Origin of the sequence: Streptomyces sp. RPT161 (genome assembly GCF_027533845.1) — a bacterium.
GTDB lineage: Bacteria > Actinomycetota > Actinomycetes > Streptomycetales > Streptomycetaceae > Streptantibioticus_A > Streptantibioticus_A silvisoli_A.
This window is the reverse complement of record NZ_JAPZVN010000008.1, coordinates 154,100-178,890: the sequence shown is the minus strand read 5'-3', so window position 1 is coordinate 178,890 and position 24,791 is coordinate 154,100. Positions and strand designations below refer to the sequence as shown.

The 24,791-nt window shown below is 70.9% G+C and carries 23 protein-coding genes; 18 read left to right on the top strand and 5 right to left on the bottom strand.

The features are described from left to right. Positions 1-35: 35 nt before the first annotated feature. From kdpB to O5O46_RS18360, 9 genes are all read left to right on the top strand, one after another. Positions 36-2,135 (top strand): potassium-transporting ATPase subunit KdpB, encoded by a 2,100-nt coding sequence (gene kdpB / locus O5O46_RS18395; protein WP_269856562.1) that lies wholly within the window; start codon positions 36-38, stop codon positions 2,133-2,135. Positions 2,136-2,141: 6 nt separating this feature from the next. After that, positions 2,142-2,783: a potassium-transporting ATPase subunit KdpC gene (gene kdpC, locus O5O46_RS18390; RefSeq protein ID WP_269856561.1), complete on the top strand. Its 642-nt coding sequence runs from the start codon at positions 2,142-2,144 to the stop codon at positions 2,781-2,783. Between the two features lie 415 nt (positions 2,784-3,198). Beyond that, a complete protein-coding gene (locus O5O46_RS18385) occupies positions 3,199-4,014 on the top strand; it encodes an SDR family NAD(P)-dependent oxidoreductase (RefSeq protein WP_269856560.1) in 816 nt (271 codons plus the stop codon). Positions 4,015-4,031: 17 nt separating this feature from the next. Further along, positions 4,032-4,109, top strand: a complete 78-nt coding sequence (locus O5O46_RS35565) for a 50S ribosomal protein bL37 (protein ID WP_443072566.1) — start codon at positions 4,032-4,034, stop codon at positions 4,107-4,109. Positions 4,110-4,324: 215 nt separating this feature from the next. Further along, a complete protein-coding gene (locus O5O46_RS18380) occupies positions 4,325-6,295 on the top strand; it encodes an APC family permease (protein WP_269856667.1) in 1,971 nt (656 codons plus the stop codon). Between the two features lie 143 nt (positions 6,296-6,438). After that, positions 6,439-8,982, top strand: a complete 2,544-nt coding sequence (locus tag O5O46_RS18375) for a sensor histidine kinase (protein WP_269856559.1) — start codon at positions 6,439-6,441, stop codon at positions 8,980-8,982. 32 nt (positions 8,983-9,014) lie between these two features. Further along, positions 9,015-9,731: a response regulator gene (locus tag O5O46_RS18370; protein ID WP_269856558.1), complete on the top strand. Its 717-nt coding sequence runs from the start codon at positions 9,015-9,017 to the stop codon at positions 9,729-9,731. A gap of 98 nt (positions 9,732-9,829) precedes the next feature. Next, positions 9,830-10,228, top strand: a complete 399-nt coding sequence (locus tag O5O46_RS18365; protein ID WP_269856557.1) for an OB-fold nucleic acid binding domain-containing protein — start codon at positions 9,830-9,832, stop codon at positions 10,226-10,228. A gap of 3 nt (positions 10,229-10,231) precedes the next feature. Beyond that, positions 10,232-10,975: a DUF3159 domain-containing protein gene (locus O5O46_RS18360; protein WP_269856556.1), complete on the top strand. Its 744-nt coding sequence runs from the start codon at positions 10,232-10,234 to the stop codon at positions 10,973-10,975. Between the two features lie 61 nt (positions 10,976-11,036). Here the strand turns inward: O5O46_RS18360 and O5O46_RS18355 are convergent, their stop codons facing one another. Both O5O46_RS18355 and O5O46_RS18350 read right to left on the bottom strand, forming a co-directional pair. Further along, the gene (locus tag O5O46_RS18355; protein ID WP_269856555.1) at positions 11,037-11,714 is read right to left on the bottom strand and encodes a potassium channel family protein; all 678 of its coding nucleotides are present in this window, start codon (positions 11,712-11,714) and stop codon (positions 11,037-11,039) included. Then, positions 11,711-12,379, bottom strand: a complete 669-nt coding sequence (locus tag O5O46_RS18350; RefSeq protein WP_269856554.1) for a potassium channel family protein — start codon at positions 12,377-12,379, stop codon at positions 11,711-11,713. Before O5O46_RS18350 ends, O5O46_RS18355 begins: the two co-directional genes overlap by 4 nt. Positions 12,380-12,556: 177 nt before the next feature. On the opposite strand from O5O46_RS18350, the gene O5O46_RS18345 reads away from it, so the two are divergent. Together O5O46_RS18345 and O5O46_RS18340 are read left to right on the top strand one after the other, a co-directional pair. After that, positions 12,557-14,632, top strand: a complete 2,076-nt coding sequence (locus O5O46_RS18345; RefSeq protein WP_269856553.1) for an APC family permease — start codon at positions 12,557-12,559, stop codon at positions 14,630-14,632. Between the two features lie 57 nt (positions 14,633-14,689). Next, positions 14,690-16,051: a class I SAM-dependent RNA methyltransferase gene (locus tag O5O46_RS18340; RefSeq protein ID WP_269856552.1), complete on the top strand. Its 1,362-nt coding sequence runs from the start codon at positions 14,690-14,692 to the stop codon at positions 16,049-16,051. On the opposite strand, the gene O5O46_RS18335 is transcribed toward O5O46_RS18340, so the two are convergent. Next, positions 16,043-16,660, bottom strand: a complete 618-nt coding sequence (locus O5O46_RS18335) for a glycoside hydrolase family 25 protein (RefSeq protein WP_269856551.1) — start codon at positions 16,658-16,660, stop codon at positions 16,043-16,045. The two genes, O5O46_RS18340 and O5O46_RS18335, sit on opposite strands and share 9 nt — an antisense overlap. Positions 16,661-16,868: 208 nt before the next feature. Next, positions 16,869-17,420, bottom strand: coding sequence for a DUF1697 domain-containing protein (locus O5O46_RS18330; protein WP_269856550.1), 552 nt, complete (start codon positions 17,418-17,420; stop codon positions 16,869-16,871). Between the two features lie 93 nt (positions 17,421-17,513). Between O5O46_RS18330 and O5O46_RS18325 the strand changes: the two genes are divergently transcribed. From O5O46_RS18325 to O5O46_RS18315, 3 genes are all read left to right on the top strand, one after another. Further along, positions 17,514-18,737: an ATP-binding protein gene (locus tag O5O46_RS18325; RefSeq protein ID WP_269856549.1), complete on the top strand. Its 1,224-nt coding sequence runs from the start codon at positions 17,514-17,516 to the stop codon at positions 18,735-18,737. A gap of 9 nt (positions 18,738-18,746) precedes the next feature. Continuing rightward, positions 18,747-19,118: a nucleotide pyrophosphohydrolase gene (locus O5O46_RS18320; protein WP_443072561.1), complete on the top strand. Its 372-nt coding sequence runs from the start codon at positions 18,747-18,749 to the stop codon at positions 19,116-19,118. Between the two features lie 140 nt (positions 19,119-19,258). Next, positions 19,259-19,738 carry a DUF6099 family protein gene (locus tag O5O46_RS18315; RefSeq protein ID WP_269856547.1) on the top strand — a complete coding sequence of 160 codons (480 nt, stop codon included), beginning with the start codon at positions 19,259-19,261 and terminating at the stop codon, positions 19,736-19,738. Positions 19,739-19,851: 113 nt separating this feature from the next. Here O5O46_RS18315 and O5O46_RS18310 read toward each other — a convergent pair whose 3' ends face one another. Beyond that, positions 19,852-20,049 (bottom strand): hypothetical protein, encoded by a 198-nt coding sequence (locus tag O5O46_RS18310; RefSeq protein WP_269856546.1) that lies wholly within the window; start codon positions 20,047-20,049, stop codon positions 19,852-19,854. Positions 20,050-20,402: 353 nt separating this feature from the next. Between O5O46_RS18310 and egtA the strand changes: the two genes are divergently transcribed. The 4 genes from egtA to egtD are packed head-to-tail and all read left to right on the top strand — an operon-like array spanning position 20,403 to position 24,779. After that, positions 20,403-21,707 (top strand): ergothioneine biosynthesis glutamate--cysteine ligase EgtA, encoded by a 1,305-nt coding sequence (gene egtA, locus O5O46_RS18305; protein ID WP_269856545.1) that lies wholly within the window; start codon positions 20,403-20,405, stop codon positions 21,705-21,707. Between the two features lie 44 nt (positions 21,708-21,751). Further along, the gene (gene egtB / locus O5O46_RS18300) at positions 21,752-23,056 is read left to right on the top strand and encodes an ergothioneine biosynthesis protein EgtB (protein ID WP_269856666.1); all 1,305 of its coding nucleotides are present in this window, start codon (positions 21,752-21,754) and stop codon (positions 23,054-23,056) included. Next, positions 23,056-23,808 carry an ergothioneine biosynthesis protein EgtC gene (gene egtC / locus O5O46_RS18295; protein ID WP_269856544.1) on the top strand — a complete coding sequence of 251 codons (753 nt, stop codon included), beginning with the start codon at positions 23,056-23,058 and terminating at the stop codon, positions 23,806-23,808. The genes egtB and egtC overlap by 1 nt, the downstream gene beginning before the upstream one ends. Next, a complete protein-coding gene (egtD, locus tag O5O46_RS18290; RefSeq protein WP_269856543.1) occupies positions 23,805-24,779 on the top strand; it encodes an L-histidine N(alpha)-methyltransferase in 975 nt (324 codons plus the stop codon). Before egtC ends, egtD begins: the two co-directional genes overlap by 4 nt. The last annotated feature ends 12 nt before the right edge of the window (positions 24,780-24,791 follow it).

The following is a 24,791-nucleotide window of genomic DNA, read 5'->3' as shown; positions in this document are numbered from 1 at the left end:
CCACCGGCGACATAAAGACTTCTGTCGAGGAACCCATGTCCACTGAAACTCCCGTACGGGCTCCGGAAGCGGAAGTCCCTGCGAACGCCCAGCCCGAGGGGGGCCGGGTAGGGGCCGGCGCGTTCGAGCCGAAGGCGCTGCTGAAGTCGCTGCCGGACGCGATGCGCAAGCTCGACCCGAGGGTGATGGTCAAGTCGCCCGTCATGTTCGTGGTCGAGATCGGCTCCGTGCTCACCACGGTCCTGTCCATCGTCCATCCCGGCGACTGGTTCGGCTGGGCGATCGCCGCCTGGCTGTGGCTGACGGTGATCTTCGCCAACCTGGCGGAGGCGGTCGCCGAGGGCCGCGGCAAGGCGCAGGCCGACACCCTGCGCAAGGCCAAGACCGACACCGTCGCGCGCCGTCTTGACGGCGATGCCGAGGAGAGCGTCCCCGGCACCGAACTGCGCGTCGGCGACCTGGTGGTCTGCGAGGCGGGCGACATCATCCCCGGCGACGGTGACGTGGTCGAGGGTGTGGCGAGCGTCGACGAGTCGGCGATCACCGGTGAGTCGGCCCCGGTCATCCGCGAGTCGGGTGGCGACCGCTGCGCGGTCACCGGCGGCACCAAGGTGCTGTCCGACCGGATCGTCATCAAGATCACGACGAAGCCGGGCGAGACCTTCATCGACCGCATGATCAGCCTGGTCGAGGGCGCGGCGCGGCAGAAGACGCCGAACGAGATCGCGCTCAACATCCTGCTGGCATCGCTGACCATCGTCTTCCTGCTGGCGGTCGTCACCCTCCAGCCGTTCGCGATCTACGCGAAGGCCGAGCAGTCGATGATCGTGCTGGTCGCGCTGCTGGTCTGCCTGATCCCGACCACCATCGGCGCGCTGCTGTCCGCGATCGGCATCGCGGGTATGGACCGGCTGGTGCAGCGAAACGTCCTGGCGATGTCCGGTAGGGCGGTCGAGGCCGCCGGTGACGTCTCCACGCTGCTGCTGGACAAGACCGGCACCATCACCTACGGCAACCGTCAGGCCTCCGAGTTCGTACCCGTGCGCGGCACCACCGCCGCCGAGGTGGCGGACGCCGCCCAGCTCTCGTCGCTCGCCGACGAGACGCCCGAGGGCCGCTCGATCGTGGTGCTCGCCAAGGAGAAGTTCGGCCTGCGCGAGCGCCACCAGGGCGAGCTGGTGGACGCCGAGTGGATTCCGTTCACCGCCCAGACCCGTATGTCGGGTGTGGACGTGGACGGCCGCAAGGTCCGCAAGGGCGCGACCGGTTCGGTGATCGCCTGGGTCCAGGAGCGCGGCGGCACGGTCGCCGAGGACGCCCAGTCGCTCACCGACACCATCTCCCAGGCCGGTGGTACTCCGCTGCTGGTCGCCGTCGAGGACACCGACGGAGCCCGGGTGCTGGGCGTCATCCACCTCAAGGACGTCGTCAAGCACGGCATGCGCGAGCGGTTCGACGAACTGCGCCGGATGGGCATCAAGACCGTCATGATCACCGGCGACAACCCGCTGACCGCCGCCGCGATCGCCGAGGAGGCGGGGGTCGACGACTTCCTCGCGGAGGCGACTCCCGAGGACAAGATGGCGCTGATCAAGCGGGAGCAGGCGGGCGGCAAGCTGGTCGCGATGACCGGTGACGGCACCAACGACGCTCCGGCGCTGGCCCAGGCGGACGTCGGTGTGGCGATGAACACCGGTACCTCGGCCGCCAAGGAGGCCGGGAACATGGTGGACCTGGACTCCAACCCGACCAAGCTGATCGAGATCGTCGAGATCGGCAAGCAACTCCTCATCACCCGGGGCGCGTTGACGACCTTCTCCATCGCCAACGACGTGGCGAAGTACTTCGCCATCATCCCGGCCATGTTCGCGGTCGCGTACCCGGGCCTGAACAAGCTCAACGTCATGGCGCTGCACAGCCCGCAGTCGGCGATCCTGTCGGCGATCATCTTCAACGCGCTGATCATCGTCGCCCTGGTGCCGCTCGCCCTGCGGGGTGTCCGGTACCGGCCGATGAGCGCCGACAAGATGCTGCGGCGCAACCTCGCCATCTACGGTGTCGGCGGCCTGATCGCCCCGTTCATCGGCATCAAGATCATCGACATGCTCATTACTCTGATCCCCGGGATCGGGTGACCCGCCATGAACAACTCCTTCCGTAACAGTGCCCGGCTGGCGTGGGCCGCGCTGCGCGCGCTGCTCGTACTGACCGTGGTGACCGGTGTGATCTACCCGCTCGCCGTGTGGGGCGTCGGCCAGGCCGCGTTCAACAACAAGGCCAACGGCTCCCAGGTGAAGGTCGACGGCAGGGTGGTCGGCTCCAGCCTGCTGGGCCAGAACTTCAACCTGCCGAAGAAGAACCCCAACGACCCCAAGGAGACCGCGCAGCCGGACCCCAGGTGGTTCCAGCCGCGGCCCTCGGCGGCCGGTACCGACGGCTACGACACCACCGCCTCCGGTGCGTCCAACCTCGGCCCGACCAACCCGCAGCTGGTCCAGACGGTCAACGACCGGCGCAAGCAGGTCGCCGAGTTCAACGGGGTCTCGCCGTCCGCCGTACCGGTGGACGCGGTGACCGCGAGCGGCTCGGGCCTTGACCCGGACATCTCGCCGGAGTACGCCAAGATCCAGGTCAACCGGGTCGCCAAGGCCCGCCACCTGGACCCGGCGAAGGTGGCCCAGCTGGTCGCCGACCACACCGACGGACGCCAGCTCGGCTTCCTCGGAAACCCGACGGTCAACGTGCTGGAGCTGAACATCGCCCTCCGGCAGCTCGCGGGCTGACCACCCGCCCATCCGGACCACCCGGTGCGCCGAACTCCCTTCGGCCGCCGGGTGGTTCGCTCTTTTCGCGTGCCGAACGGGCGTTTGGCGAAGACGGGTGCGTCAACGGGGCGTCAGTGGCCCGTCATCAGCGCGTATGGGACATGTGGCGCTTCTTGTGCGAGACCGCGCGCAACGGTTGGATCGACGCTGTGAACAGCGGAACGCGCCATGACGACCGACCCCCGAGTACCGGGCCTGCGTCGGTCGGGCTCCGCTTCCCCGTGACGCTCTGACGCGCCGTCGAGACGCACTGAGGCGTCGTCCTCCCCTTTTGTGACCGCCGCCCCTACCGCGGCGGTGCTCTCCCGTACGCATGCCCCGCGGCGCGCGGATCCGCGCGCCGCGGTGGTGTGCCCTGCCCATGGATCGGACCATGTCCCAAACCGCAAGCACGCCGTCCACCGGCCGTACGGCCCTGGTCACCGGAGCGACCTCCGGGATCGGCTGGGAGACCGCGCGGCTGCTCGCAGCACAGGGCTGCACCGTCATCGTGCACGCCCCCACCGCCGAGTCCGCCAGCGAGGCCGTCGAGCGGCTGGTCGCGGCGGGCGCCGACCCGTCCCGGCTCTGCCCGGCCGTCGCCGACTTCACCCGCCTTGAGGAGGTGGAGGCGATGGCCCGCAGGATCCGTGACAGCCACCCGCGGCTCGACGTACTGGTGAACAACGCGGCGGTGGCCGCTCCCGAGCGGCACACCATCACCGACGACGGCAACGAGATCGCCTTCCAGGTCAACTTCCTCGCCGCGTACCTGCTCACCCGGCAGCTGGAGGGTCCGCTCAACGCGTCGCCGAGCGGCCGGGTGGTCAACGTCTCGTCGTCGCTGCACCGCACCGCGTCGATCGCCTGGAGTGACCCCAACCGGGCCCGCCGCTACTCCCGGCTCGCCGCCTACGCGCAGTCGCAGCTGGCGCTCACCGTCTTCGCCGCCGACTCTGCGGTCCAGGCGGTCAGCGTGCACCCGGGCAACTGCGAGACCGCGCTGCTGCCGCTGTACGGGCACGAGGGAGCCCCCGCGGCCGAGGGCGCGGCGCACGTGGTGCGGCTGTGCGACCCCGGCACCGAGATCGTCAACGGCGCCTACTACGACCGCGCCGAGCGCACCGAGCCCGCTCCGGCGGCCACCGAGGAGCGCACCGTCAAGCGCCTGAACAAGCTCGCCGACCAGCTGGTCGGCTCGCACGCCTGAAGGGGGACGCACCGCTCATGTCCAAGCGAGCCCGCAAGAAGAAAGCCCGTAGGAAGAAGGGCGCCAACCACGGCAAGAAGGCCGGTCAGCGCTGACCGGTCAGGCCAGGACAAGGCCCCGGAACCGTCCGCACAGGGCGATCCGGGGCCTTCGTCGTTTCGCACTGACTACGCCGATGAGACTTCGATCACAAGAGGTTTGACGCAACGAATACGCATACCGGCCAAAACTTTACGCATCCCTAACGCGCTCATCCCCCATTCGAGGGACTACGCGGCCGAATCCATGCTTAGGATCGCTGGCCGTGACAATGCTCCCCAAGCAGTTCCTGCTGGGCCGCCCGCTGCGTACCACGCAGATGGGAGAGACGCTTCTGGCGAAGCGACTGGCCCTTCCGGTCTTCTGCAGCGACCCGCTCTCCTCCGTCGCGTATGCCACCGAGGAGATCCTGATGGTGCTGGCGCTCGGCGGCGCCGCCCTGCTCCACCTCGCCTGGTGGGTAGGTGCCGCGATCGTCCTGCTACTGGTCGTGGTCGTCGCCTCGTACCGGCAGACCTGCTACGCGTACCCAGGCGGAGGCGGCGCCTACGTGGTCAGCGCGGAGAACCTCGGCCCGACAGCGGCGTTGACCGCCGCCAGCGCGCTGATGGTCGACTACGTGCTGACCGTCGCGGTCTCGGTGGTGGCCGGTGTCGCCGCCATCACCTCCGCCTTCCCGGGCCTGAGCAAGCACGCGGTGCTGCTCTCGCTGGCCTTCGTGGCCCTGCTCACCGTGATGAACCTGCGCGGTGTACGGGAGTCGGGGCGTGCCTTCGCGGTACCCACCTACGCGTTCGTGATCAGCATCTACGTGATGTTCGCGTTCGCCGCGGCCCGCATGCTGATGGGCCACACCATCCGCGCCGAGTCCGCGCACCTGTCCATCCACGCCACCGGTACCTACGCCGGAATCGGCCTGCTGCTGCTGGGGCTTCGGGCCTTCGCCTCCGGCTGCACCGCGCTGACCGGTGTCGAGGCGATCAGCAACGGCGTCCCGGCGTTCAAGAAGCCCAAGAGCCGCAACGCCGCCATGACGCTGGCCGTCATGGGCACGCTGGCGATCACCATGTTCGTCGGCATCACCATCCTGGCGATGGTCTTCCAGGTGCACGTCGCCGACGACCCGACCCAACTCGGCCTGCCCGCCGGCACTTCGACGCCCACCGCGCTGGCCCAGATCGCCCGGGCCGCCTTCGGCAACGTCACCGTGCTGTTCTACTTCGTCCAGGCAGCCACCGCCGCGGTGCTGATCCTGGCCGCGAACACCGCGTTCAACGGCTTCCCGATGCTCGCCTCGATCCTGGCCCAGGACCGTTACCTGCCACGGCAGTTGCACAACCGGGGTGACCGGCTGGTCTTCTCCAACGGCGTGGTGCTGCTGGCGCTGGCCGCCGCGGGCCTGATCGTGGCCTTCGACGCCGACCTCAGCGAGATCATCCAGCTCTACATCATCGGTGTCTTCGTCTCCTTCACCCTGTCCCAGGCGGGCATGGTGCGGCACTGGGGACGCAAGCTCACCGACACCACCGACGCCTCGGGCCGGCTGCGGATCCGCAGGTCCCAGGCGATCAACGCGCTGGGCGCCGCGCTCACCGCGCTGGTGCTGGTGATCGTGCTGATCACCAAGTTCGCGCACGGCGCCTGGATCGTCTGCATCGCCATGCCCGCCCTGTTCCTGGCCATGAAGGCGGTGCGCAGGCACTACCAGCGGGTCGCCGAGGAACTGAAGGTGACACCCGACGCCCGCCCCGAGCGGCCGTCCCGGAACCACGCCGTGGTGCTGGTCTCCACCATCCACGCGCCCACGCTGCGGGCGGTGGGCTACGCCCAGTCGATGCGCCCGGACACCCTGGAGGCGGTCACCGTGGCCGTCGACCCGGCTGCGGCGGAGAAGCTGAACGACAAGTGGGCGGCGCACGAGATGGGCGTACCGCTGAAGGTGCTGGACTCCCCCTACCGGGAGATATCCCGACCGGTGCTGGAGTACGTGCGCGGACTGCGCCGGGAGAGCCCGCGCGACGTGGTCACCGTGCTGATCCCGGAGTACGTGCTGGGCCGTTGGTGGGAGCAGATCCTGCACAACCAGAGCGCGCTGCGGCTCAAGGCCCGGCTGCTGTTCACCTCCGGCGTGATGGTGATCAGCGTGCCGTACCTGCTGGACTCGGCCCAGCGCCGGGAGGAGCGGTTCGGCCGCGCCGCCGCTGGTGACCAGGGCGCGGAGGAGCCGCTGACCAGCGTCTGAGCGGCAGGGGGCGGCCGGACGACAGGGTGTCGTCAGAATCGTGTCAATACCTCGCCGGGCGCCCCCACCTGTCCGTTATGCCGTGAAGCCCCGCCGTAAGGTCATGTGTGCCAGATCAGCTCACCCCATACGAAGATGGAGCCATGGCACGCGGCAAACTGCGCATCTACCTCGGGGCGGCCCCCGGCGTGGGCAAGACCTACGCCATGCTCTCCGAGGCGCACCGGCGCCTGGAGCGGGGCACGGACATCGTGGTCGGCTTCGTGGAGCACCACAACCGCCCGCGTACCGAGGTCATGCTGCACGGCCTTGAGCTGGTCCCGCGCCGGGAGATCGAGTACCGCGGCGCCATGTTCACCGAGATGGACGTGGACGCGGTGCTGGCCCGCCGCCCCAAGGTCGCCCTCGTCGACGAGATGGCGCACACCAACATCCCGGGCAGCCGCAACGCCAAGCGATGGCAGGACATCGAGGAGTTGCTGGAGGCGGGCATCGATGTCGTCTCCAGCGTCAACATCCAGCACCTGGAGTCACTCGGCGACGTCGTCGAGTCCATCACTGGGGTGCGCCAGCAGGAGACCCTGCCCGACGAGGTGGTGCGCAGGGCCGACCAGATCGAGCTGGTCGACATGTCGCCACAGGCGCTGCGCCGCCGCATGGCGCACGGCAACATCTACAAGCCGGACAAGGTCGACGCCGCCCTGTCGAACTACTTCCGGCCCGGCAACCTCACCGCCCTGCGCGAACTGGCGCTGCTGTGGGTCGCCGACCGGGTGGACGAGTACCTCCAGCAGTACCGCGCCGAGCACCGCATCTCCAGCACCTGGCAGGCCCGTGAGCGCATCGTCGTCGGCCTGACCGGCGGCCCCGAGGGGCGCACCCTGATACGCCGGGCCGTCCGGATGGCCGCCAAGGGCTCCGGCAGCGAGATATTGGCCGTCTACGTCGCCCGTAGCGACGGCCTGGCCTCCGGCTCGCCCAAGGAGCTGGCGGTACAGCGCACCCTCGTGGAAGATCTCGGCGGATCGTTTCACCATGTGGTGGGCGATGACATCCCCACCGCGCTGCTCGACTTCGCCCGGGGCGTCAACGCCACCCAGATCGTGCTCGGCTCCAGCCGCCGAAAGGCCTGGCAGTACATCTTCGGGCCCGGCGTCGGCGCCACCGTGGCCCGTGAGTCCGGCCCCGACCTCGACGTGCACATCGTCACCCACGAGGAGGCCGCCAAGGGCCGCGGCCTGCCGATGGCGCGTGGCGCCCGGCTGGGCAAGGGCCGCAAGGCGCTGGGCTGGCTGGTCGGCTGCGGCGGCGCGGTACTGCTGACGGTGCTGCTCGACCAGTTCAACCCCGGGCTCGGGCTCGCCAACGACATGCTGCTGTACCTGTCGCTGACCGTGGCGGCGGCGCTGATCGGCGGCATGCTCCCGGCACTGGCCTCGGCGGCGGCCGGATCCCTGCTGCTGAACTACTTCTTCACGCCTCCGGTCCACACCCTGACGATCAACGATCCGCACAACATCGTCGCCGAAGTGGTCTTCGTCGCGGTGGCGATATCGGTCGCCTCGGTGGTCGACCTGGCGGCCCGCCGCACCCACCAGGCGGCCCGGCTGCGCGCGGAGGCGGAGATACTCTCGCTGCTCGCGGGCAGCGTGCTGCGCGGCGAGAGCTCGCTGGACGCGCTGCTGGACCGGGTCAGGGAGACCTTCGCGATGGAGTCGGTCGCGCTGCTGGAGCGGGCCGACGACTACGGCCCGTGGACCTGCGCGGGCAGCGTCGGCCCGTCCCCGTGCGTCCGGCCCGACGACGCCGACGTGGAGGTGCCGGTCGGCGACCACATGTCGCTGGCGCTCAGCGGGCGCGTGCTGCCCGCCGAGGACCGCCGGCTGCTCTCCGCGTTCGCCGCGCAGGCCGCGGGCATCCTGGACCGCCAGCGACTGCTGGGCGAGGCCGAGCAGGCCAGGGAACTCGCCGAGGGCAACCGGATAAGGACCGCGCTGCTCGCCGCCGTCTCACACGACCTGCGCACCCCGCTGGCCGCCATCAAGGCCGCCGTCTCCTCACTGCGCTCCGACGACGTGGCATGGTCGCCGGAGGACGAGGCTGAACTGCTCGAAGGCATCGAGGAAGGCGCGGACAAGCTCGACCACCTGGTCGGCAACCTGCTGGACATGTCCCGGCTGCAGACCGGCACCGTCACCCCGCTGATGCAGGAGGTCGACCTCGACGAGGTCGTCCCGATGGCGCTCGGCGGCGTACCGCCGGACTCGGTCACCCTGGACATCCCCGAAACGCTTCCGATGATCTTCGCCGACCCCGGCCTGCTGGAGCGGGTGGTCGCCAACGTGGTGGAGAACGCGGTCAAGTACAGCCCGCCCGACGAGCGCGTCCTGGTCGCCGCCAGCGCCCTCGGCGGCCGGGTCGAACTGCGTGTCGCGGACCGGGGCCCCGGCGTTCCGGAACACGCCAAGGACCGGATATTCGAACCCTTCCAGCGGTACGGTGACGCTCCGCGCGGCGCCGGAGTGGGCCTCGGCCTCGCGGTGGCCCGCGGTTTCGCCGAGGCGATGGGCGGCACGCTCGTCGCCGACGACACTCCGGGTGGCGGCCTGACCATGGTCCTCACCCTCCAGGCGGCGGCCACCGCGCTGCCGACCGCCTCCAAGCTTCCGGCGCAGGCCACCCCGTGACTGGCCACCTCATGACCCGAAAGGCAGGTTCCATGCCGCAGCCCTCCGGCGGGGCGACCCGGCCCCCCGTCAGGGTGCTCGTGGTTGACGACGAGCCGCAGATCGTCCGCGCACTCGTGATCAACCTGCGGGCCCGCAAGTACGAAGTGGACGCCGCACCCGACGGCGCTACCGCGCTGCAACTCGCGGCAGCCCGCCATCCCGACGTGATCGTGCTCGACCTCGGCCTGCCCGACATGGACGGCGCCGAGGTCATCAAGGGTCTGCGCGGCTGGACCCGGGTGCCGATCATCGTCCTGTCCGCACGGCAGGCCTCCGACGAGAAGGTCGAGGCGCTGGACGCCGGGGCCGACGACTACGTCACCAAGCCGTTCGGCATGGACGAGCTGCTGGCCCGGCTGCGCGCCGCGGTCCGCCGCTCCCAGCCCACCGGCGACGGGGACGAGGCGGTGCTGGTCGAGACCGACTCGTTCACCGTCGACCTGGCCGCCAAGAAGGTGAACCGGGACGGCGTCGACGTACGCCTCACCCCGACCGAGTGGCACCTGCTGGAGGTCCTGGTGCGCAGCACCGGGCGGCTGGTCAGCCAGAAGCAGCTGCTCCAGGAGGTGTGGGGACCGGCGTACGGGACCGAGACCAACTACCTGCGGGTCTACATGGCGCAGCTGCGCCGCAAGCTGGAGGCCGACCCGGCGCACCCCAAGCACTTCATCACCGAGCCGGGCATGGGCTACCGCTTCGAGCCCTGAGCCGCCGGCGTACGGGGGTGCGGGCCGTCCCCCGGACGGACCGGGCCGCCGCTTCGAGCCGTGGCCGGTATCCAGGGGGCGACCGGTACCCTTCCTGTATGAGTGGAGCCACTCGTCCGGACCGGCCGACCGGACGCCTGCGCCGGATCTTCGGTCGACTCGCCGCCTCCCAGGAGGACGAGCACGCCGAGGACCTGCGCAAGGACACACCGACGGCCGACTGCACCCGGATAAGGGACTGTCAGGACCGCCAGATCGTGACCGTGACCGGTACGCTGCGCACGGTCACGCTGCGGCCGCGGGCCGGTGTGCCCGCCCTGGAGGCGGAGCTGTTCGACGGCACCGCCCCGCTCGACGTGGTGTGGCTGGGCCGCCGCAGCATCGCCGGGATAGAACCGGGACGCAGGATCATCGCCTCCGGCCGGATCGCCCAGAACCGCGGTCGGCTGGTGTTGTTCAACCCCAAGTACGAGCTGCGTCCCGTCGGACAGGAGTAGCCGGTGGCGTTCACCAACAAGCGGACCGACCAGCAGGCAGACCAGGACCGGCGTTCGCCGGACGAGGCCGCCGCGTCCAAGGCGGCGGCCGACGCCGCGCTGCTTGAGGCGTTCGGCGGTGTTTGGGGCATGGTGGACACCACCGTCCCCGGCCTGGTCTTCGTGGCGGTCTTCACCATCCGGCACGACATCACCGCCTCGGCTGTGGCGGCGCTCGGGCTGACCCTGCTGCTGGCCATCGCCCGGCTGGTCCGCAAGCAGACCCTCAAGCACGCGCTGAGCGGGGTGTTCGGGGTCGCCTTCGGCGCGTTCTTCGCGATGCTCTCCGGCGACGCCAAGAACTTCTACCTGCCGGGCATGCTCTACACGCTGGGCCTGGCGGTGGCGTACGTGGTCTCGGCGCTGGTCCGCTTCCCGCTGATCGGGGTGCTGCTCGGCCCGATCCTGCGGGAGAACCTGTCCTGGCGGACCCGCAACCCAGGCCGCTTCCGGGCGTACACCAAGGCCACCTGGGCGTGGGGCCTCATCCTGCTGGCCAAGTCGGCGATCCTCTTCCCGCTGTACTGGTGGGGCAACGCCACCCAGCTCGGCTGGGTCAAGGTCGCCCTCGGCATCCCACCGTTCCTGCTCGCGGTCTACCTGACCTGGATCTTCCTGGCCAAGGCGCCGCCGCCGATCGACGTGATCGCCGAACTGGAGGCCGAGGAGGCCGCCGAACGCGCCAAGCGGGAGAGCAGCGCCGCCTGACCCGCGAACGCGACGGGGTCCGGAACCGAGTCGGTTCCGGACCCCGTCGCAGTGTCGGGGATCAGCCCGCGGTGTCCGTGCGGGAGACCGACAGCAACTGCTCCAGCTGCTCCTCGCGGTCCTGCGCGGCCACGAACAGCAGCTCGTCACCGGCCTCCAGCGCGTCGTCCTTGGCGGGCGTGAGTACCCGGTGGCCGCGGATGATCGTCACCAGCGAGGTGTCGGTGGGCCAGGCCACGTCGCCGACCCGGGTGCCGACCAGCGCCGCGTCCGGCGGAAGCGTCAGCTCCACCAGGTTGGCGTCGCCCTGGCTGAAGCGCAGCAGCCGTACCAGGTCGCCGACGCTGACCGCCTCCTCCACCAGCGCGGACATCAGCCGCGGTGTGGAGACGGCGACGTCCACGCCCCACGCCTCGTTGAACAGCCACTCGTTCTTGGGGTTGTTGACCCGGGCCACCACCCGCGGCACCCCGTACTCGGTCTTGGCCAGCAGTGAGACGACCAGGTTGACCTTGTCGTCACCGGTCGCCGCGATGACCACGTTGCAGCGCTGCAGCGCGGCCTCGTCCAGCGAGGTGATCTCGCAGGCGTCGGCCAGCAGCCACTCGGCCTGCGGCACCCGCTCCACCGAGATGGACGACGGGTTCTTGTCCACGAGCAGCACCTCGTGCCCGTTCTCCAGGAGCTCCCCGGCGATGGAACGCCCCACCGCACCGGCTCCGGCGATCGCGACCCTCATGAACGACTCTCCTCGGGCCCGTCGGCGAACGCCGCCTCGACCTTCTCGACCTCGTCGGTGCGCATCATCACGTGCACCAGGTCGCCTTCCTGCAACACCGTGGACGCTGTCGGCAGCACCGCCTCGCCCAGCCGGGTGAGGAACGCCACCCGCACCCCGGTGTCCTCCTGGAGCTTGCGGATGCGCTGCCCCACCCACTTGGTGGAGGTGGGCACCTCCGCCAACTGCACCGTGCCACTGGGGTCACGCCACAGCGGCTCCGCACCCGACGGCAGCAGCCGGCGCAGCATCTGGTCCGCGGTCCACCGCACCGTGGCCACCGTGGGAATGCCCAGCCGCTGGTAGACCTCGGCCCGGCGGGGGTCGTAGATGCGGGCCGCGACGTTCTCCACGCCGAACATCTCACGCGCCACCCGGGCGGCGATGATGTTGGAGTTGTCGCCGCTGCTGACCGCCGCGAACGCCCCGGCCTCCTCGATCCCGGCCTCGCGCAGGGTGTCCTGGTCGAAGCCGACCCCGGTCACCCGGCGCCCGGCGAAACCGGACCCGAGACGGCGGAACGCCGTCGGGTCCTGGTCGACCACGGCGACCGTATGACCCTGCTGTTCGAGGGTCTGGGCGAGTGTGGACCCCACTCGTCCGCAGCCCATGATTACGACGTGCACGCCTGTCCTTCCGGCTGTGTTCATCTCGTCGGAGACCATCCCAGCGTCTCAGACCGGGGCCAAAGCTACACACGCGCGGTCGTCGCGGGGAGTCCACGCACGGCTCGCAAGCGTTCCGCGCGGGCACACGGGGGTGGCGACTGTCGAGCAATCTTGACGAACCCTTAACATCCTCTGGTGTCCAATCTGACCGACCTGCCGAAACGGATCCTGATCGGCCGGGCGCTGCGCAGCGACCGACTGGGCGAAACACTGCTCCCCAAGCGCATCGCCCTCCCGGTCTTCGCCTCCGACCCGCTCTCCTCCGTGGCCTACGCGCCCGGTGAGGTGCTGATCGTCCTGTCCATGGCGGGCGTCTCGGCGTACCACCTCAGCCCGTGGATCACGGTCGCCATCGTGGTGCTGATGTTCACGGTGGTCGCCTCCTACCGGCAGAACGTGCACGCGTACCCCAGTGGCGGCGGCGACTACGAGGTGGCCACCACCAACCTGGGTCCGCGCGCCGGGCTCACCGTCGCCAGCGCGCTGCTCGTCGACTACGTGATGACGGTCGCCGTCTCGATCTCCTCGGGGATCGAGAACCTGGGCTCCGCGGTGCCGTTCGTCATAGAACACAAGGTGCTCTGCGCGCTCGCGGTGATCGCTGTGCTGACCCTGATGAACCTGCGCGGGGTCCGCGAGTCCGGCACCATCTTCGCCATCCCGACCTACGCGTTCGTCGGCGGCGTCTGCCTCATGATCATCTGGGGTGCGGTGCGGGCCCTCGTCCTCGACGCGCACATGAGGGCGCCCACCGCCGACCTCACCATCCACGCCGAGACCCCGGGCATCGCCGGGTTCGCCATGGTCTTCCTGCTGCTGCGCGCCTTCTCCTCCGGCTGCGCCGCGCTCACCGGCGTCGAGGCGATCAGCAACGGTGTACCCGCCTTCCGCAAGCCCAAGAGCAGGAACGCCGCGACCACGCTGGCGCTGATGGGCGGTCTGGCGGTGGTCATGTTCGTCGGCATCATCACGCTGGCGCTGACCACCCGTGTGCGGATGGCCGAGCACCCGGCCACCGACCTGCTGCGCGACGGGCACCCGGTGGGTCCCGGCTTCATCCAGAACCCCGTGATCACCCAGGTCGCCGCGGCCGTGTTCGGCGACGGCTCGATCCCGTTCGTCTTCCTGTCCGCGGTCACCGCGCTGGTGCTGTTCCTCGCCGCCAACACCGCGTACAACGGCTTCCCGGTGCTCGGCTCGATCCTCGCCCAGGACCGCTACCTGCCCCGCCAGTTGCACACCCGCGGCGACCGGCTGGCGTTCAGCAACGGCATCGTGGCGCTGGCCCTGTTCGCCGGGCTGCTGGTGTACCTGTACGGTGCCGACTCCACCAGGCTGCTCCAGCTGTACATCGTCGGCGTCTTCGTCTCGTTCACCCTCAGCCAGACCGGCATGGTCCGGCACTGGAACCGGCATCTGGCCACCGAGACCGACCCGGCCGAGCGCCGCCGGATGATCCGCTCCCGGGCGATCAACACCTTCGGCGCCTTCCTGACCGCCCTGGTCCTGGTCATCGTGCTGCTCACCAAGTTCACCCACGGCGCCTGGGTCGCGGTGGTCGGCATGGCCGTGTTCTACCTGCTGATGACCGGCATCCGACGGCACTACGACAGCGTGAGCGAGGAGCTGTCGGTAGCCGAGGACCCGGACGACCAGATGGCGGCGCCGTCCCGGGTGCACTCCATCGTCCTCGTCTCCAAGCTGCACAAGCCGACGCTGCGCGCCCTGTCGTACGCGAAGCTGTTCCGCTCCGACACCCTCGAAGCGCTCAGCATCAACGTCGACCCCGCCGAGACCGAACTGCTCCAGCGGGAGTGGGAGCGCCGCGATCTCGACGTACCGCTGAGGGTGCTCGACTCGCCGTACCGCGAGATAACCCGGCCGATCGTGGAGTACGTGCGCGACGTACGGCGCCACAGCCCGTGCGAGGTGGTCAGCGTCTACATCCCCGAGTACGTCGTCGGCCGCTGGTACGAGCACCTGCTGCACAACCAGAGCGCGCTGCGGCTCAAGGGGCGGCTGCTGTTCACCCCGGGCGTGATGGTCACCTCCGTACCGTGGCAGCTCGACTCCAGCGTCCGGGCGAAGAACCGTTCCCGTGGGCGGCGCGACTGGAGCGCCCCCGGTTCGGTGCGCCGCGGCCAGGTGTCCGCGCCCCGGCGGTCCGGCGAGGCGCAGCGGCCGGTCGGTGGCGAGCGGAGCGGGACGTAGACTGAGGGGCTGTTGCCTCAACGGAGGCACTGGATCGTGCTCAGGAGCCCCCGCACCGTGAAGAACCGCACCCGTGCGAACCGTACGAAGGACCAGGACACCGCGGGCGGCGGCTCGCTGGTGGGCGAGCGGTACGAGGTCGAGGTCGGCCCGGTCGCGCACGGCGGCCACTGCATCGCCCGCCATGAGGGCCGGGTGCTGTTCGTACGGCACGCGCTGCCCGGCGAGCGGGTGATCGCCCAGGTCACCGAGGGCGGCGAGGACTCCCGGTTCCTACGGGCCGACGCCGTCGAGGTGCTGCACGCCTCCGACGACCGGGTGGCGGCGCCCTGTCCGTTCTCCGGGCCCGGCCGCTGCGGCGGCTGCGACTGGCAGCACGTGGCGCCCGGCGCGCAGCGTCGGCTGAAGGTCGCCGTCGTCACCGAGCAGCTCGCCCGGCTCGCGGGGCTCACCCCTGAGGAGGCGGGCTGGGACGGCACCGTCGAGCCCGCCCCCGGTGACAAGGTGGCCAAGGGCCAGGTCCCGGCGTGGCGCACCCGGGTGCAGTACGCGGTGGACGCCGAGGGCCGGGCCGGTCTGCGTCGGCACCGCTCGCACGAGGTCGAGCCGATCGACCGCTGCCTGATCGCCGCCCCGGGGGTCAGCGAACTCGGCGTCGAGTCCCGTGACTGGACCGGGGTCGCCGCTGTCGAGGCCATCGCCGCGACCGGTTCCTCGGACCGCCAGGTGATCGTCACCCCGGCCCCCGGCGGTCGGCTGCCCATCGTGGAACTCGACCGTCCGGTCTCCGTGCTGCGGGTGGACGAGCAGGGCGGCGTACACCGGGTGCATGGCCGCGGCTTCGTCCGCGAGCGGGCGATCGACCGCACCTGGCGGGTCGGCTCCGGCGGTTTCTGGCAGGTACACCCGCAGGCCGCGGACATCCTGGTCGGCGCGGTGCTGGACGGGCTGAAGCCGCGCAAGGGGGAGACCGCACTCGATCTGTACTGCGGCGTCGGCCTGTTCGCGGGCGCGCTGCGCGAGCGGCTCGGCGACCGCGGCGCGGTGCTCGCCGTCGAGTCCGACAAGCGCGCGGTGGAGGACGCCCGGCACAACCTCGCCGACCTGGACCGGGTGCGGATCGAACTCGGCAAGGTCGAGCACGTCCTGCCGCGCACCGGCATCACCGAGGCCGACCTCGTCGTCCTCGACCCGCCCCGCGCCGGCGCGGGCAAGCCCACCGTCCGCCACCTCGCCTCCCTGACCCCCCGCCGCATCGCCTACGTGGCCTGCGACCCCGCCGCCCTCGCCCGCGACCTGTCCTACTTCGCCGCGGAGGGCTACCACCCGGTGTCACTGAGGGCGTTCGACCTGTTCCCGATGACGCATCACGTGGAGTGCGTGGCGATTTTGGAGCCGGTGCGCGAGGGCTCAGCCTGACGAGGTCTCGGAGGCCGGGGCCTCGGCCTCGGTGGTCAGGTGGTGCGGTGCCCCCGCCCACGAACGCAGTGCGGCGATGCTGGGGAAGTTGGCGACGTCCTTGTCCAGCGGGGTGCTGGTGTACTGGTGGAAGGTCCAGTGGTGCTTGACCCGCGGGTGCCCGGCGTTGGTGTAGTCGGCGATCCACAGGCCGTCGCCGCAGTTGGAATCGGTGTCCACGGTCAGCCAGTCGGTCCGGCTGCAGTAGACGACCACGCGATGGCCCTTCGCCCTGGCGCGGACGTGTGCCACCCAGGCGTCCTTGTATGCGCGCGCCTGCTGGTCCGAAACGTTTTGCCCGTACCATTCCCAGTCGAGGCACACGATGTCGCCCGCCACCAGGTTGATCTGGGCGAGGAAGTGATCGGCCTCCGCCGTCGGGGAGTTGGCGATGTGGGGGTAGTGGTAGAAGCCGGTCACCAGCCCGGCGTGGCGTGCGGTGGTGCGTTGGGCGACCCACTTCGGATTGACGTAGCCGAGGCCTTCGGTGATCTTGATGAAGACGAAGGAAAGCCCGGTGGTGGAGTAATCGCTGGGTTGGTAGGAACTGACGTCGATGCCCTGCAGCATGGTGGGGGCGCCTCCTCAAGGGTGGGGGGAAGAGGACGGAACGGGTGGGACGTGGCGCCCCACACGCAATGTTGTACCCGTGTGTGACACGGATGTCGCACCCGGGTGACACGGGGATCTTGAAATCGTGCGGCGCGGATGTGTTCCGTCACCGGAGCGAGGCCAAATATCCGAACTCGGCTTTCCGGCAGTGGGAGTTGGCGCGCGCCTAACCGCTGGTCAGCGCCGCGATTTTGGTGACCGTGTGCCAATTGCGAGAGGTGCCACTCACGCCGAGGCGGGCCGTCGCGAGATCGCGGACGAGACGGCTGCCGCTGATGCCGTTCGGGCAATGCACATACAACTCACGCTCCCCTTGCCGGAATTGGTCCGGAGCGTACCGTTCCGGATCCAGTTCGGCGAGCCTTGACGCGTCGATCGGGCCGGAAAGAAATGTCACCACAAGCCTGGCCGGGTCGATGCGCACCCCGGCGACCTCGCCCGCCAGCTCCCGCGCGAACGGATTGCGCTCGACGACCCGCTGGATATCCGCGCCGGTGCGAATCGTGCACGGCACCGTCAGCGCGCTCACCGCGGCGATGCGTGATTCCAACTCCTCGGCGAGCAGCGCCGGATCCGCCTCGGCGTGGTCGAAAACCGCGTTGCCGCTCTGCAGCAGCGTTTTGACGTTCTCCCCGCCCATGGCGCCGATCAGTTCGCGCAGGGTGCCCATCGGCAGCCGGTTCCGCGAACCGAGGTTGATGCCGCGCAGCAGGGCCACATATCTCGTCACCACGTCACGGTAGCCCGTTCGGAGGACTGCACCCCGGGCGGAACGGTTCGGCGCGCGGGGGAATGTCCTACGTTCCCGATCATGAATCCCAGCAACACCCGCCCCACCATCACCGAACTGCGGCTGGCCGCCTTCAAGGCACACCGTGGTGCGCGCTTCGCGCTCGGTCCGCTCACGCTGATCGCCGGAGGCGGCGGCAGCGGTAAGTCCAGCGTGCTGGAGGCGCTGGCGGTGCTGGCCCGGCTGGCCGGCGGTGAGGAACTGGGCGGCGCCTTCGACGGGGTGGTACGCGGCGGCGCGCCCGCCTGCGCGCCGCGCGGCCCCCGGCCGGACACCCGACGACGCGGCTTCCGCATCGGCTGCACGGTGGAGGGCCCGGCGGGGACGGTACGGCTCGACGTGGCGGTGCAGACCGAGCCGGAGCTCCGCGTCGTAGGCGAGCGCCTGACGGGCGGAGGACGGATCCTGCTGGCCACGGCGCTGAGGGATCCGGCCCGCCACGCCGTCCAGGCCGCCTGGCACACCGCGGGCCTGACCCGGGTCACCCGCGCGCCGCTGCCCGCCGACCGGCTGGCCACGGCTCTGCTGCCGCTGCGTGTGGCGGGTACGACGGACGGGCAGAGGCTGGTGCTGGCCGCCGCGGAGCAGGTGGTCATCGCGCTGCGCGCGGTCTTCCCCGTCGATCCGCAGCCATGGCGGATGCGCGAGCCCGCCCGGCTCGGCGACGGGCTGCTGCGCGGTGGGTGCGACAACCTGTCCGCCGTGCTGTACCGCACCCAGGACGAGTGCCGTACCCGGCACGCCGCCCTGGTCGGCGCAGCCCGGGTGGCCTGCGCCGGACCGGTGGACGGCCTGGTGGCTCATCCAGAGGGACACGACAGCGTGCTGGCCGCCGTGGACCGCGGACCGCTGGGCGCGACTCCGCTGGACCGGCTGGGCGACAGTGAACTGCGCTTCCTGGCACTGGCGTTGGTGCTGCTCACCGGGCCAGGCGTGCTGGAGATGGACCAAAGCGCCGAGGTGCCGCCCGCGTTGCGTGCCATGACGGTGCTGGCGGACGGTCTGGACAGCGGTTTGGACCGCCGTCAGACCGCCGAACTCCTCGCCCTGGCGGCCCGCGCCGCCCGCCGGGGGCATGTGCGGCTCCTGGGGACGGTGTACGACGCTGACCCGTTCGAGGACGCGGAGTCGGTGTCGGTGATCCGGTTGCGGCCTGCTGATGAGGGCGGGGCGCGGGTGCCGCAGCAGCGCGGGGACGCGGAGCGGGGCGCGTCCGCCGTGACGGCGCGCCGTGATCGGGAGTAGGGCCGTGCGATGCGGGGCCGGGCGCGGGGTGCGCGGCGCTCATGCGGTAGACCTGGCGGGGTGAGTGAAGAACTGCATGGACTGCGGCGCAGGTTGGTCGAGTTCGCGGCGGCGCGCCGCTGGGAGCCCTACCACACGCCCAAGAACCTCGCGGCGGCGCTGAGCGTCGAGGCGGCGGAGCTGCTGGAGATCTTCCAGTGGCTGACGCCGGAGGAATCGGCGCGGGTGATGGCCGAACCGGACACCGCGCACCGGGTCGAGGACGAGGTCGCCGACGTGCTGGCGTATCTGCTGCAGTTCTGCGAGTCGTTGGGAATCGATCCGCTGGCGGCGCTGTCGGCGAAGATCGACCGTAACGAGGAACGTTTCCCCAAGCCGTAACTCACTCGTGCGGGTGAGTGAGTTATCCACATCGGATTGGTTGTCCACCGAATTCACCGCCCTTCTTTCCGGGTTGATCGCCAGCCGTCACGCTGGGTGTCAGCCGGTCAACGAACCGGATCGTGAAGGGGGACAGGGCGATGGACGCTACACGACTCATCGTGGCGAACCGGCAGGCGCTCGCGCAGGCCACGGACGTGGCGGCGGTGATCGCCGAGGTCTGGCAGGCACAGGCGCTGGCCCAGGCCGTCGGTGCCTGGCTCGCGGCGCACGGTGACCCCGCGTTACGGGACGCGGCCCGCGCGCTGTGCCTTGCGGGCGGCCGGGCTCGGGACACGGCACAGCCCCAGGGCGCCCGCTCGCCCGTGATACGCGCGGCGCGGCTGACCGGGGTACGGGATCCTACGGCCGTCCTGCGGCGTCTGCTGGCCCTCCTGGCGGAGACGGGCGCAGCCGTGGCAACGCTCGCCTGCACGACGGAGGACGAGCGGGTCTACTGGCAGTGCATTGACGCGCTGGACGCGACGGACGAGACGAAGGACCGCGTGCGCGCGCTACTACGCCAGTACGGGGCGCGCCGCCCCGAGCCCACGGAGGAGCCGCCACCGGCGCCGCCATGAGGGGCGTGCCCGGCCGGAGCACTCAGCCTGCGGCAGGTTCGGCGAGCCACCACGACCGGCCAGGTCCACAGGTGCCGGACCCACCGCAGCCCGCCGGCCCGGCGGGCGGTGCGTCAGGCGGCAGGGCCGTCGGCGTCCGCCGACGGGGCGGGGGCGCGGTCGGACGAGCGTAGGTCCGCGTCGAGCCCCGCGAGATCCGCCGTCACGGCGGCAAGCAGTTCCTCCATCTGCTGCAGCAGCCCCTTGGGCGGTGCCGCGCCCGTGCTGCCTGCGTCCGAGAGGCCCTGGTCGGGGGCGGTCTCCTGGGACAACGTGGCCTCCTTGGGCCCTGGCCCTCCCCGAGCGGGCGGGCGATGTAACCGATCGTGGCGGGCGCCGGACTCGCGCGGGCCCGGCGCCCGGGCTCCGCCCGACCAAACGATCACGAATGCCGGCGGTCACTGCCAACGGGGCGCGGCTGGCGGCGAGTTGAAGATGTTCACCCTCCGGTGGCAGTCGGAAGCCGATGTTCGAGACAGGGGATTGACCGGCCCCCCGGTGGGCAAACAGGCGAAAGGAGTGGTCGGCGTGTGAACACATGTTCGCAAAGCACATGCGGTTTGCACGTGAACGTGATGCAGTGGAGTGGTTGTCCGACAGCGACCGGCGACAAGGGGTCCCCGCGATGACGAGTGACCGTCCGATCAGCGAGACCGAAGCAGAGGCCCGAGCACACGGCATCTGCTTCAAGAACGGCCCGCCCAGGCGCACGGGTGTCGAACTGGAATGGTTGGTCCACGATGACCTCGACCCCTTGCGCACAGTCGGCCGGGCACGCTACAGCGCCGCACTGGCCGACCTGAGACGACTCCCGCTGCGCTCCACGCTCACCCAGGAACCGGGTGGCCAACTCGAACTCAGCTCGCCTCCCGCGGACTCGATCACCGAGTGCGTGACCTCGATGGCGGAGGACCTGGCGGCGGTACGGGAAGCGCTGCACGGCCACCGGCTGCGCCTCGTCGGATACGGGCACGAGCCCTGGCGAAGACCCCGTCGGCTGCTGCGACTACCGCGCTACACCGCCATGGAGGAGTACTTCGACCGGAGCGGCCCGGTCGGCCGCGCCATGATGTGCGGCACCGCCTCCGTCCAGGTCTGCCTGGACGCCGGAACCGAGGGGCGGGGCCCGGACGGCTACGCGGCCCGCTGGCGGCTGGCCCATCTGATCGGGCCGGTGCTGGTCGCGTCGTTCGCCAACTCGCCGTTCAGCCGCGGTCAGCCCACCGGGATCCGATGTACCAGGCAGGCGGTGTGGGCGGCACTCGACCCGCCCCGCACCATGGCCCCGCCGGAGGCCGCCGACCCCCGCGACGCCTGGGCCGGATACGCACTGGACGCCCCCGTGCTGTGCATACGGCAGGACGGCGAAGCATGGGCGGTCCCCGAGAAGCTGTCCTTCCGCGACTGGATACGCGACGGCGGCCGCGACAGATCGCCGCGTGCGCCCACCGACGACGACCTCGCCTACCACCTGACCACCCTCTTCCCGCCGGTGCGCCCGCACGGCCATCTTGAACTGCGCATGATCGACGCGCAGCCGGGCGACGACGGCTGGATCGTCCCGCTGGCGGTCACCGCCGCGCTGCTGGACGACCCGGTGGCGGCGGTGGCGGCGCACCGTGCGGTGGGCACGCTGGACCTGCGCCCGTACGACCGCGCGCCCGGCAACCCGCTGTGGCGGCGAGCCGCCCGGCACGGGCTGACCGACCCGGCGCTGCGCCGCGCCGCCGAGGCGTGCTTCGCCGCGGCCCGCGACGCGCTGCCCAGGCTGGGGGCCTCGGTGGCGATCCGTACCGCTGTGGACGCCTTCACCGAGCGCTATGTCGCACGGGGCCGATGTCCCGCCGACGACCTGCTCGACCAAGTGACACAGGGGCAGCGGGCGACCGCCCGCACCGCCTCGCTGATCGGAAAGGACGGCCGACCGTGACGGCCCAGCACTCCGAAACCGCCGAGAGCGCCGACCCGGTACTCCTGAAGGAGCGGGTCGCGCGGGTACTGGACACCGCGCGCACCCGCACCAGCACCCTCACCACCTGCGTCGACGAGCAGGATCTGATCACCCAGCACTCTCCGCTGATGTCTCCGCTGGTGTGGGACCTCGCGCACATCGCCAACCAGGAGGAGCTGTGGCTGCTGCGGGCCGTCGGCGGGCGTGGCGCGATGCGCCCGGAGATCGACCCGATCTACGACGCCTTCGAGCACCCCCGGGCCGCCCGTCCGAGCCTGCCGCTGCTGTCGCCCGCCGAGGCCCGCGGATACGCCGCCGAGGTGCGCGGACGGGTCTTCGACCTGCTGGACGCCACGGCGCTGCACGGTACCGAACTGCTCACGGCGGGCTTCGCGTTCGGCATGATCGCCCAGCATGAGCAGCAGCACGACGAGACCATGCTGATCACACACCAGCTGCGGCAGGGGCACGTCGCGCTCACCGCGCCACCACCCGGCCCGGCCCCCGCCGACGCGCTACGACTACCGGCCGAAGTCCTGGTCCCCGGCGGCCTGTTCACCATGGGCACCGACACCGAGCCCTGGGCGCTGGACAACGAGCGGTCCGCGCACCGGGTGGACGTCGCACCGTTCTTCCTGGACACCACCCCCGTCACCTGCGGCGACTATGCGCGCTTCATCGAGGACGGGGGCTACCGCGAGTCCCGCTGGTGGCAGCCGAAGGGCTGGGCCATGGTGCGCGAACACGTCCTGGCCGCACCGCTGTTCTGGACCCATGAGGGCGGCCAGTGGCTGCGCCGGTGCTTCGGCGCGGTCGAGCCGGTGCGTGCCGACGAGCCGGTGGTGCACGTGAGCTGGTACGAGGCGGACGCCTACGCCCGCTGGGCGGGCCGCCGACTGCCCACCGAGGCCGAGTGGGAGAAGGCCGCCCGCCACGACCCGGCCACCGACCGCTCCCGGCGCTACCCATGGGGAGACGCCGATCCCACCCCGGCGCACGCCAACCTCGGCCAGCGCCATCTGCGGCCCGCCCCCGCGGGCAGCTATCCGGAGGGCGCCTCGCCGTACGGCATAAGGCAGTTGGTCGGCGACGTGTGGGAGTGGACCGCCAGCGACTTCCTGCCGTACCCCGGGTTCCGCGCCTTCCCGTACCGGGAGTACTCGGAGGTCTTCTTCGGACCGGAGTACAAGGTGCTGCGCGGTGGGTCCTTCGCCGTGGACCCGGTCGCCTGCCGCGGCACCTTCCGCAACTGGGACTACCCCGTCCGGCGGCAGATCTTCGCCGGGTTCCGCACCGCCCGCGACGCCGACCCCGCCGAGGTGCTCTGATGTGCCGCCACCTCGCCTACCTCGGTCCCGACGTCCCGCTGCGCCGGATCCTCGTCGAGCCGCCGCACTCGCTGTACCGGCAGTCCTGGGCGCCGCGCCGCCAGCGCAACGGCACCGTCAACGCGGACGGCTTCGGCGTCGGCTGGTACGCGCCCGACGACCCGGTACCGGCCCGCTACCGGCAGGCCCGGCCGATCTGGGCCGACCCGTCGTTCGCCGACCTGGCCCGGGTGGTGCGTACCGGCGCGCTGCTGGCCGCCGTACGGGACACCACCGACGGATCGACGCCCGACGAGTCCGCCACCGCCCCCTACGGCGCGGGGGGTTGGCTGTTCAGCCACAACGGCGCCGTGCCCGGCTGGCCGCGTTCCGTCGCCGGGCTGGCCGAGGAACTGCCCGCCGAGGAACTGCTCGACATCGAGGCGCGCTGCGACTCGGCGCTGCTGTGGGCGCTGGTGCTGCACCGGCTGCGGTCGGGCTACGCGCTCGGCGACGCCCTCGCGGAGACGGTCACCGAGGTCGCGGCCCGCACGGAGGCCCGGTTGAACCTGCTGCTCACCGACGGCAGCTGCATAGCCGCCACCGCCTGGGGCGACTCCCTGTGGCACCGGCTGGAACCCGGCCACGGCGTCACCGTCGCCTCCGAACCGTACGACGACGAACCCGGCTGGACCGAGGTCCCCGACCGCACCCTGCTGCTCGCCACCCGGGACGGGATCGAGACCACCCCCCTCAAGGAGCCGACCGTATGAGCGCCTTCACGCTGACCAGGCAGCTTCCGTTGGACGCCACCACCGCGGCACTGCGCGCCGACGCCGCGGTGGGACTGACCGCCAACCCCAAGTGGCTGCCGCCGAAGTGGTTCTACGACGCCCGCGGCAGCGAACTGTTCGAGGAGATCACCCGGCTCCCCGAGTACTACCCGACCCGCGCCGAGCGGGCCATCCTCGACCATGTCGCCTCCGACATCGCCGCCGCCACCGGCGCCAGGACGCTGGTCGAACTCGGCTCCGGCTCCTCGGAGAAGACCCGGCTGCTGATCGGCGCGCTGCGCGAGCACGGCACGCTGGCCACGTATCTGCCCATCGACGTCAGCGAGTCCGCCCTGGAACAGGCGGGCCGGGCGCTGCTCGTCGACTACCCGGGGCTGAACGTGCACGGCCTGGTGGCCGACTTCCAGGCCGGGCTCAGCCTCCCGGACAGCGAGGCCCCGCGGCTGCTGGCGTTCCTCGGCGGCACCATCGGCAATCTGCGGCCCGCCGAGCGGGCCGCGTTCCTCAACGCGGTGCGCACCGCGCTCGGCCCGGACGATGCGCTGCTGCTCGGCACCGACCTGGTGAAGGACGAACGGGTGCTGGTCGCCGCCTACGACGACGCCGCCGGAGTCACCGCCGAGTTCAACAAGAACGTGCTGAGCGTGCTGAACCGGGAACTCGAAGCCGACTTCGCCCTGGACGACTTCGACCATGTGGCGCTGTGGGACCGCGAACAGGAGTGGATGGAGATGCGGCTGCGCGCCCGGCGCCCGCTCACCGTCAAGGTCCCGGCACTGGACCTCAAGGTCGACTTCGCGCGCGGTGAGGAAATACGCACCGAGGTGTCGGCGAAGTTCCGCGAAGCCGGGGTGCGCCGCGAACTGGCCGCAGCCGGAATGGAGTTGGCGCACTGGTGGACCGATCCGGAAGGCCGGTTCGCACTCTCCCTGGCACGCCCCGCCCGGTAGAGCGCGGCATCG